The 9,227-nt window shown below is 71.7% G+C and carries 10 protein-coding genes; 3 read left to right on the top strand and 7 right to left on the bottom strand.

Translation table 11 applies throughout. From position 1 onward, the window contains the following. The 7 genes from VG296_RS15915 to VG296_RS15885 all read right to left on the bottom strand — a co-directional run. Positions 1-79 (bottom strand): 50S ribosomal protein L27 (locus tag VG296_RS15915; RefSeq protein WP_325566504.1); only part of this gene is annotated, 79 nt, incomplete at its 3' end. Between the two features lie 5 nt (positions 80-84). Beyond that, positions 85-402 carry a 50S ribosomal protein L21 gene (rplU, locus tag VG296_RS15910; protein WP_325566503.1) on the bottom strand — a complete coding sequence of 106 codons (318 nt, stop codon included), beginning with the start codon at positions 400-402 and terminating at the stop codon, positions 85-87. A gap of 247 nt (positions 403-649) precedes the next feature. Continuing rightward, the gene (locus VG296_RS15905; RefSeq protein ID WP_325566502.1) at positions 650-3,916 is read right to left on the bottom strand and encodes an Rne/Rng family ribonuclease; all 3,267 of its coding nucleotides are present in this window, start codon (positions 3,914-3,916) and stop codon (positions 650-652) included. 148 nt (positions 3,917-4,064) lie between these two features. After that, complete coding sequence (locus VG296_RS15900) at positions 4,065-4,880, bottom strand: TIGR03936 family radical SAM-associated protein (RefSeq protein WP_325566501.1); 816 nt, start codon at positions 4,878-4,880, stop codon at positions 4,065-4,067. A 332-nt stretch (positions 4,881-5,212) separates the two neighbouring features. Further along, positions 5,213-6,181 carry an SDR family NAD(P)-dependent oxidoreductase gene (locus VG296_RS15895; protein WP_325566500.1) on the bottom strand — a complete coding sequence of 323 codons (969 nt, stop codon included), beginning with the start codon at positions 6,179-6,181 and terminating at the stop codon, positions 5,213-5,215. 151 nt (positions 6,182-6,332) lie between these two features. After that, positions 6,333-6,824: a glutathione peroxidase gene (locus tag VG296_RS15890; RefSeq protein ID WP_325566499.1), complete on the bottom strand. Its 492-nt coding sequence runs from the start codon at positions 6,822-6,824 to the stop codon at positions 6,333-6,335. A 4-nt stretch (positions 6,825-6,828) separates the two neighbouring features. Then, on the bottom strand, positions 6,829-7,908 hold the full coding sequence (locus tag VG296_RS15885; protein WP_325566498.1) for a M48 family metallopeptidase: 1,080 nt from the start codon (positions 7,906-7,908) through the stop codon (positions 6,829-6,831). Between the two features lie 127 nt (positions 7,909-8,035). Here VG296_RS15885 and VG296_RS15880 point away from each other — a divergent pair, with 127 nt between their 5' ends. The 3 genes from VG296_RS15880 (at position 8,036) to nadD (ending at position 9,201) form a co-directional block, all read left to right on the top strand. Beyond that, on the top strand, positions 8,036-8,191 hold the full coding sequence (locus tag VG296_RS15880; protein WP_325566497.1) for a hypothetical protein: 156 nt from the start codon (positions 8,036-8,038) through the stop codon (positions 8,189-8,191). 129 nt (positions 8,192-8,320) lie between these two features. Further along, the gene (locus tag VG296_RS15875) at positions 8,321-8,467 is read left to right on the top strand and encodes a hypothetical protein (RefSeq protein ID WP_325566496.1); all 147 of its coding nucleotides are present in this window, start codon (positions 8,321-8,323) and stop codon (positions 8,465-8,467) included. 89 nt (positions 8,468-8,556) lie between these two features. Next, on the top strand, positions 8,557-9,201 hold the full coding sequence (nadD, locus tag VG296_RS15870; RefSeq protein WP_325566495.1) for a nicotinate-nucleotide adenylyltransferase: 645 nt from the start codon (positions 8,557-8,559) through the stop codon (positions 9,199-9,201). Positions 9,202-9,227 lie beyond the last annotated feature (26 nt).

The following is a 9,227-nucleotide window of genomic DNA, read 5'->3' as shown; positions in this document are numbered from 1 at the left end:
CGAAGCGCTTGACGCCGAGCCGCTGAGCGTTGGAGTCGCGCCCGTTCCGGGTGGACGAGGCGCCCTTCTTGTGTGCCATGTCGGTTACTTCTTCCCGGTCTCGATGGACGTGACCTTGACCTGGGTGTACTTCTGGCGGTGACCCTGCCGCACCCGGTAGCCGGTCTTGTTCTTGTACTTGAGGATGTCGATCTTCGCGGCCTTGATCTCGGCGACGATCTCGCCGGAGACCGTCACGCCCTCGAGGATCCACGGGTCGGAGGTGACCTGGTCACCGTCCACCACGAGCAGGGTCTTGAAGTCGACGGCGGAGCCGGGCTTGCCGACGATCCGGTCGACCTCGACGATGTCGCCGACGGAGACCTTGTGCTGCCTGCCGCCACTCTTGACGATCGCGTACACGATTTGCCACTTCCCGCCCGCGGTTTCCGCCGCGGGGCTCACTCTGGCCAGCGCGCAGCTATCTCCCGACTGCCGGCCCAGCACGAACACTGGGTCACAAGCACGGAGTCTGCCAACGCGAGGCTGGTCAACAAGGGGTGCGATCACGCGGCCGAAGGCCGGGACACACCGAAGGTCTAGGTTACGTTCCGCGCCGCACGCGGGTCAAACCGAGCATGCGGCGCGGACGTGCGTTCGCCGGCGCAGGTCAGACGGACGGGGTTCCGGCCGGGCGGGACGCCGCGCGGCGGGCCCGGCGGCGCGGGCGGCCGGAGTCCGCGAGCGCGCTCTCCAGCGAGTCCGGGTCCTCGGCGTGCGCCTTGAGATTCAGCGGCTCGGCGGGCTCGGCGGGCTCGGCGGGCTCGGTCTCCCGCTGCTCGGGCTGCCGCGCCGCGGGGCTCGCCGCCGCGTGCTCGGTCGCCGGGTGGGCCGCCTCGGCCGTGGGAGCCGCGTCCTGTGCGGACGGCTCGGCCGCCGACTCCGCGGCCGAGGACTCCTGCTCCTCGCCCGCCGAGTCCGCCGAATCAGCCGAGTCCGCGGACTCCGCCGACGCGTCGTGCTCGTGCGTCGCCGCGCGTCCGGCCTTGCGACGACGACGGCTGCGACGGCCCTCGCCGCCCTCCTCGTGCCGCTCACCCGCACCCGAATCAGTGTCGGACGACTCGTCCGACACGGCGACCGACGCGGAGCTCGAGGTCGAACCCGCGGCCTCGCCGTGCGTGTGCCCGGATCCGCCGCCCTGCTGCTGCCGGCCCTGCTTGCCCGAGCCCTGCTGCTCCGGCTTGCGGCCGTTGAGCTCCACCGGGTCGGTGTGCACGATCACGCCGCGGCCGTTGCAGTGCTCGCAGGGCTCGGAGAACGCCTCGAGCAGGCCCTGGCCCACCCGCTTGCGGGTCATCTGCACCAGGCCGAGCGAGGTGACCTCGGCCACCTGATGCTTCGTCCGGTCCCGGCCCAGGCACTCGAGCAGCCGCCGCAGCACCAGTTCGCGGTTGGACTCGAGCACCATGTCGATGAAGTCGATCACCACGATGCCGCCGAGGTCGCGCAGCCGCAGCTGCCGGACGATCTCCTCGGCCGCCTCCAGGTTGTTCCGGGTGACGGTCTCCTCCAGCGAGGACGAGCCCTGACCGGTGAACTTCCCGGTGTTGACGTCGATCACGACCATGGCCTCGGTGCGGTCGATCACCAGCGAACCGCCGCTGGGCAGCCAGACCTTGCGGTCCAGCGCCTTCGACAGCTGCTCCTCGATCCGGTAGACCGAGAACACGTCCGTCTCGCTGGTCCAGTGCTCGACCCGCTCGGCCAGCTCCGGGGCCACGCCGCTCAGGTACTCGTGCACCGTCTTGTACGCGGTGTCGCCGGAGACGATCAGCTTGCTGAAGTCCTCGTTGAAGATGTCGCGCACCACGCGCACCGTCAGGTCGGGCTCGCCGGACAGCAGCGCGGGAGCTGACGCGGTCTTCGCCTTGCGCTCGATCTCCTCCCACTGCGCGACCAGCCTGGCCACGTCCTGGGACAGCTCCTGCTCGCTGGCGCCCTCCGCGGCGGTGCGCACGATGACGCCGCCGTCCTCGGGCACGACCTTCTTCAGGATCTGCTTGAGCCGCGCGCGCTCGGTGTCCGGCAGCTTGCGGCTGATGCCCATCATCGAGCCGCCCGGGATGTACACCAGGAAGCGGCCGGGCAGGGAGATCTGGCTGGTCAGCCGGGCGCCCTTGTGGCCGATCGGGTCCTTGGTGACCTGCACGAGGACCGACTGGGCGCTCTTGAGCGCGGACTCGATCCGGCGCGGCTGCCCGCTCAGGCCCGCCGCGTCGAAGTTGACCTCGCCCGCGTAGAGCACGGCGTTGCGGCCCTTGTTGATGTCGACGAACGCCGCCTCCATCGAGGGCAGCACGTTCTGCACCTTGCCCAGGTACACGTTGCCCACGTAGGAGACCGAGGACTCGCGGTTGACGTAGTGCTCGACCAGCACGCCGTCCTCGAGCACGCCGATCTGGGTGCGGCCGGCGGTCTGCCGCACGACCATCACGCGCTCGACGGACTCGCGGCGGGCCAGGAACTCGGCCTCGGTGATGACCGGCGTACGGCGCGAGCGGGTGGCCCGGCCCTCGCGGCGGCGCTGCTGCTTGGCGACCAGGCGGACGGAGCCGCGCAGGCCCATCACCTCGTCCTCGGTGGCCACCGAGTCGGGCGAGCCGGGGGAGCGGCGCTGCCGCGGCTCGCGCACCTTGACCACGGTGTTCGGCGGGTCGTCCGTGCCGTCCGTGCCGCCGGACGCGAGGTCCTCGGCGGTCTGCCGACGGCGCCGGCGACGGCGGCGACGGCTGGTGTCGTCGGACACGTCCATCGTCTCGTGCTGCGCGTCGGCCTTCTCGCCGTCCTCGGACTTCTCCTCGGCGTCGTCGGCCTTCTCGCCTGCGCTCTTGTCGGCGTCCGGCTCGGTCGTGGCGGCCTGCGCGTTCTCGCCGCCGCGACGGTTGCGCGAACGACGGCGACGCCGGTTGCCGGCGCTCGACTCGGACGCGGCGGACTCCTCGGTCTGCTCCTCGTCCTGCTCATCCGGCTCGGGCGCGTCCGCTACCGGCGCGGGGGCCGACGCGCGCCGGAACGGCGTGACGCTCACCGGCGCCTGGAAGAGGTTCCCGGACCACGCGGGCGTCCCTCCGGGCGGCGAGGCCGCCTCGGCGGACTGCTCCGCGGACTCGTCCCCGGCCTGCCCGGCGTCCTCGGCCAGCGCCTCGACCAGCTCGTCGGCCTCGTCCTCGGTGAACTCGTCCGGGATCGGCAGGACCATGATCGGCGGTTCGGCGGCGGGCTCCGGCGCGGTCTCGGGGGTCGAGGCGGCGCGCTTGGCGGCCCGCTTCGCCGTCCCGGCCTTACGTGTGCGCTTGGCGTTGGCCAGCGGCTTGGCGGGAGTCTCGGTGGCCTCGGCGGTCTCCGCGGCGGACGGCTCGGCGGCCTGCTCCGCGACCTGCTCGGCGGGCGCCCCGCTCACCGGGGACTCGGCGGGGACGCTGTCCGGCGCCCCGGCGGAGCGCGACGCGGCGCGCTTCCGGGTACGCCGCGCGGGCGCGGCCGGCTCGGCGGCCGGCGCCTCGGCGACGGGAGCGTTCACAGCGGGTGCGTCGGCAACCGCCGCGGGTTCGCTCGGGGTCTCGGCGGCGGGTTCGGGCGCCGCCGCGGTCTTCTTGGCGGCCCGCTTGCGCGTGGCGCGCTTCGCCGGAGCGGGCGCCTCCTCGGCGGACGCGGCCTGCCCGGCCCCGTCCTGCTGAAGGCCGGTGTGCGCCAGTTCGGCGCTCGCCGAGGCCGCGGCCGCGCCGACCGCGGAATCCGGCGCTCCGGCCGGGCGGCTCGCGGCACGCCTGCGCACCCGCTTGGCGGGTGCGGGGGTCTCTTCCCCGCTGCTCACGTCACGTCCGGCGTCGGACGTGCTGTCGATGTCGTTGTTCTCGGGCTCATGATCGAGCATTCGGGCGGTTCTCCCGTCATGGCCCCCGGGCGCTCTGGGCGCTCCTCACGTATCCGCGGGAGGGCGTCGGCGCCGCGCAGGGGCTCGTCGTACACAAAAGTCGTGGCGGCTCGGAACGCGTGGTCCGCACACCGGGCCGGTCGAATAGTCAATCCCCGGGCTGTGGGTTCTCCACACCTGGTGCGACCACCGTCGGCTCGGAAGTCGGCGAAGCGCCGTGTTCCGGGGCTGTCGGCACGACTCCCTGATCATGGCTCAGCAACAGGGCCAGCGGTCCCTGCGCCAGCCGGGTCACCCTGGGGGGAACCGGAGGCACTAGGCCCGCGACCGCGCCGAGGCCGGTCAGCACATCGTCGGGACGCACCGCGGGGGTGGCATGCCGGACAACCACTCGCAGTATCGCACACACGGACGGCAGGTCGTCGAGACTGGAGAGTTCGGCCACCGCAGCCCGCGCGTCGAACGTGCGCATTCCGTTCTTCGTCAGCCGCTGGACATCCACCTGCTCAGCGGCCAGGAACGCGTCCGCCGCGGCCCGCGCGGCGGACGGCTCGACCTCCGGAAGCTCGATCCGCCAGACGGAGGCCTCCAGGTACTCGGCCAGCGAGCCGCCGTCGGACTCGTCGACCACGAGGATGTCCAGGTCCGGCGGCAGCGCCTCGTCCAGCGCGGCGCGCAGCTGCTCGGGCTCCATCCGGTCGGCCAGGCCCAGCTCCACGTACTCCGCCTCGCTCGCGGTGCCGGTCGGCGCGGCGCCGGCCCAGGAGATCTTCGGATGCGGCGTGAACCCGGCCGAATAGGCCATCGGCACCGCGGCCCGGCGCAGCGCGCGCTCGAAGGCGCGCTGGATGTCGCGGTGGCTGGTGAACCTGAGCCGGCCCCGTTTGGCGTAGCACACGCGCACCCGCTGTACGACCGGGGGCGGCGGGGGACCGTCGGGAGACTTGCCGGGCAGCGAACTCACCCATTTCCGTGTGGAGGTCTGTGCGCTCCAGGGTGACACGAAGCACACGCCGACCGGAAAACGCCCGGCGGCAGTTCGGCCCGGCGCCGCGCCGCATCGCAGCGCCTCGTACGCGCCGCCGCCCGCCTCAGCCCGGAGCCGTGTACGCACGCACGCCGAGTTCCGCACCGCCGTGCCACCTCAGCCCACCGCCACAAGCCGCGCCCCGTACCGCAAGCGCCGCCCGCCTCAGCCCGGAGCCGTGTACGCACGCACGCCGCGTCCAGCGCTGCCGTGCCGCCTCAGCCCGCGCCGCGCGCCGCGAACCGTACCGCAGCGCCGCGCGGCCTCAGTCAGCCCAGCGCCGCGTACCGTTCGCCGGTCGCCTCGACCGAGGCGTCCCACAGCTCCCGCGCCAGCTCCTGGTCCCTGGCCAGCGCGCTCGCCCCGGCCACGCTCGGCGCGCCGCGCAGCCCGCCGGGTCCGCGCGGACCGAAGTAGCGGGTGCCGGTCATGTCCGGGACCTCGCCGCGCACGTGCGGCCGCGCCGCGCCCGCCTTCAGCGCCGCCTTCGCCGTCGCCGCGAACAGGATCGGCCGCGCGCCTTGGTCCGCGGACTGCGCGACGATGTGCGTGCCGCGCCGCAGCGCCGGGCCGACGACCTTGCGCCCGCCGCCCTCCGTGCGCGCCACCAGTTCCGAGCGGGCCAGGCCCGGATGCGCGGCCAGCGAGTACAGCCGGCCGTGCGCGCGCCGATCGAGTTCGAACGCGAACATCAGGTTCGCGGCCTTGGACCGGCCGTAGCCGAGCCAGTTCGAACCGTGCGGCAGGATCTTGAAGTCCGTCAGTTCATTGCGCACGGCGAGCTTGTGCAGCGCCGAGGTCACCGTCACCACGCGCGGCTGCTCCGCCGCCAGCAGCAGCGGCAGCAGATGGCCCGTCAGGGCGAAGTGCCCGAGGTGGTTGACGCCGATCTGGATCTCGAAGCCGTCCGGGGTGTGCCCGGGCGGCGGGGCCATCACACCCGCGTTGTTGACCAGCACGTCGAGCTCTCCGGCCCGGTCGGCGAGCTCCGCCGCGGCCTCCTCGATCGACTCCAGGCTGGCCAGGTCCACGTACACGAACTCCACCCGGGCGGCCGGATGCGCCAGCCGGATCCGTTCCATCGCCTCCCGCGCCCGGTCCTTGTCCCGGCAGCCGAGCAGAGTCCGCGCGCCCGAGCCGGCCAACTGCTTGGCCACCGCGAGCCCCAGACCGCTCGACGCGCCGGTGACCAGCACCGTACGTCCGGACAGGTTCTCCACCACCTTCGTCGCCCCCACCAGGTCATGCCGATAAGACAGAACCCGGCGGGACCAGAGCGCGAATTCCACCCCGCCGGTTACCGAGGACGGCCCGCGAATGCCGTCCTCGGCTCAGCCTTACCGCTTTTCCCGCGTTGTCAACTGTTCGCCGTCAAGCTCAGCCGAGCTTTCAGCCGAGCAGCTTCTCGATGGCGGCGACCACCTCGGGGGAGTCCGGGGTGGTGCGCGGGCTGAACCGGGCCACCGGCTCGCCGTCCGCATTGATCAGCCACTTGCCGAAGTTCCAGGCCACATCGCCCGCCTCGCCGCTCTCCTGCTCGGCGACCGCGGTCAGCTCGGTGAAGACCGGGTGCCGATCCGCGCCGTTGACTTCGATCTTCTCGAACAGCGGGAAGGTCACGCCGTAGGTGGTCGAGCAGAAGGTCTCGATCTCCTCGGCCGTCCCGGGCTCCTGCCCGCCGAACTGGTTGCACGGGAAGCCGAGCACGCTGAAGCCGCGCTCGGCGTAGGTCTTCTGCAGTTCCTCGAGCGCGGTGTACTGCGGGGTCAGACCGCACTTGGAGGCCACGTTGACCACCAGCGCCGCCTTGCCCAGGTGCGCGCCGATCGTCGTGTCCTGACCGGCCAGGCTCTTGACCGGGATCTCGCTGACACTGCTCATCCGACTAATCCTCCGAATCCTCGGGTTCGGTCCCCTCCCGGTCCTGCGGACCGGACGGACCCCACTTGCGGTACATCTTCTCCCCGAGGCGATCACCGACCGCGCCCGCCTCGCGCATGAAGTCCCGCACCTTACCCATCAGCGGATCCGAGCTGTCCCGAATTCCCTGGCTGTACGCGTCGAAGGCCTCCTTCGCGGCCTCCCGCGCCGAGGCGCTCGAATCCTCCGACCGGCGCGGGTACTCGCCGGTCATGATCCGGGCGTAGGCGCCGGAGTCGATCCAGCGGGTCAGGTCGAGCGCGCGCACCGCCGGGAACGGGTGGGTGACCTGCGAGGTGAGCGAGAAGCGGAGCAGCGAGTCGCGCACGTCGCCGGTGGACTCGTACTCGCGGCCCTGCTCGATGAAGGACATCGGGTTCATCTCGTGCAGGTGCGCGCCGCCGGCCAGCTTCATGTGCGTGCGCACCGCGGCCTCCACGTCCTGACTGACCAGCAGACCGGCCCGGTCGCAGGAGATCTCCGCCTTGCGGAACCACTCGAGCAGCGCGGTGATCAGCGCCTGCAGCCCGAGTACGCCGCCGGGCAGCGCGGAGGCGGCACCGGTCAGGTTCAGCAGCCAGAGCAGCATGGTGCGGTACACGGCGTGCCCGGAGAAGGCGTGCCCGAGCTCGTGCCCGATCACGAAGCGCAGCTCCTCCTCGTCCAGCAGCTCGACCAGACCGGTGGTCAGCACGATCACCGGCCGGTCCATGCCGATCGTCATCGCGTTGACGATCGGGCTCTGCTGTACGAAGAGCTCCGGGGTGCGGTCCTGGTCCAGGATCCGGCAGGCGTCGGCGAGCAGGCCCTCGAGCCGCGGGAACTGCTGCGGGGAGACCTGCACCGCGTTGCCGAGCAGCAGCAGCCGTACCCGCCGCTCGCCGATCAGGCCGTTGAGCATCTTGAGCAGCGCGTCGAATCCGGCCAGCTTGCGCAGCCCGGTCAGCGCGGCCCGGTCGGCCGGGTGCTCGTACGCGCGCGAGCTGATGCCGGGAAAAGTCTTGCGGACGCGTGCCGGCACGGCGTCCTGGGTCTCAACGGGCATAGCCGGAAAACCCCCTCGTTTCAGTGGCGGGATGGTCACCCGATCCGAACATACCGACCCCGCGCGTTGTGCGCTGCGCCTCGGGCCTACTCTCTTGTGGTAACCCGAGAACGAGTGAGGACGAGCCATGGAGCACATTCTGGCGAGCGTCAGTTCGGACAGCGCCCCTCCGGGGATCTTTCTGAAGCTGTACATCGTGGGCGGCTTCTGCCTGGTGGCCGGGATCGCGTGGTTCGTGCTGCGCGGATACGTCAAGTCGGGTGACAAGGACGACGAGAAGTAGCGCCATGCCCACCCCGTCGGCGCCGCGCCAGGCCCCCGGCCGTATATTTGTGCGCGCGGCACCGACCGCCGAAGCGACCCACCGCGCCTGACGACGAGTCAGCGCCGCACCGAGACGAAACGAGCTGCGATGAACGCACACGTGATTTCCGTGCTGGCCGAGGGCACCACGCCGAACCGGTACGCCGGCATCAACCCGGCTCTGAACTCCGCCATCGTCATGGGCATCTTCCTGGTGCTGCTGTTCCTGGTCACCCGGCTGAACCGGGACAAGTAACCTCGAATCAGGACGTTTCCGTCTGCGGTCGGATCCGGCTCGCGGACGGCCGGCCGCCTGCTCACGGATTCACGGTAAGGTCGGGACGCATGAACGGCTTCGGCACCGCACCCCGGCCTCAGCAGCGGGTGCGGCTCGGCGTGATGGGCGGCACCTTCGACCCCATCCACCACGGGCACCTCGTCGCGGCCAGCGAGGTGGCCTCGCTGTTCTCGCTGGACGAGGTGGTGTTCGTGCCCACCGGCGAGCCCTGGCAGAAGACCGAGCGGCTGGTCACCGAGGCCGAGGACCGCTATCTGATGACGGTCATCGCCACCGCCTCCAACCCGCGCTTCTCGGTCAGCCGCGTGGACATCGACCGCGGCGGCCCCACGTACACCGTGGACACCCTGCGGGACCTGCGGCTCGAGCGCGGTCCCGACGTCGACTTCTTCTTCATCACCGGTGCCGACGCGCTCGGCCAGATCTTCTCCTGGCGGGACGCCGACGAGCTGGTGGAGCTGGCGCACTTCGTCGGCTGTACCCGCCCCGGGCACACGCTGACCGACCCGGGCCTGCCGCTCGGCAAGGCCTCGCTGGTGGAGATCCCGGCGCTGGCCATCTCCTCGACCGCGTGCCGCGACCGGGTGCGCCGCGGCGAGCCGGTCTGGTACCTGGTTCCGGACGGCATCGTCCAGTACATCAACAAGCGCAAGCTGTACCAGCCGGAGCGGTCGGCCGAGGAGTTGGCATGAGCGGAGGAACGGGACGCCGACGCAAG

This window comes from Actinospica sp., from assembly GCF_035552695.1.
In the GTDB taxonomy this organism is placed as follows: Bacteria; Actinomycetota; Actinomycetes; order Streptomycetales; family Catenulisporaceae; genus Actinospica.
Note: the sequence above shows the minus strand (reverse complement) of the source record. Positions and strands in the feature narration are given on the sequence as shown.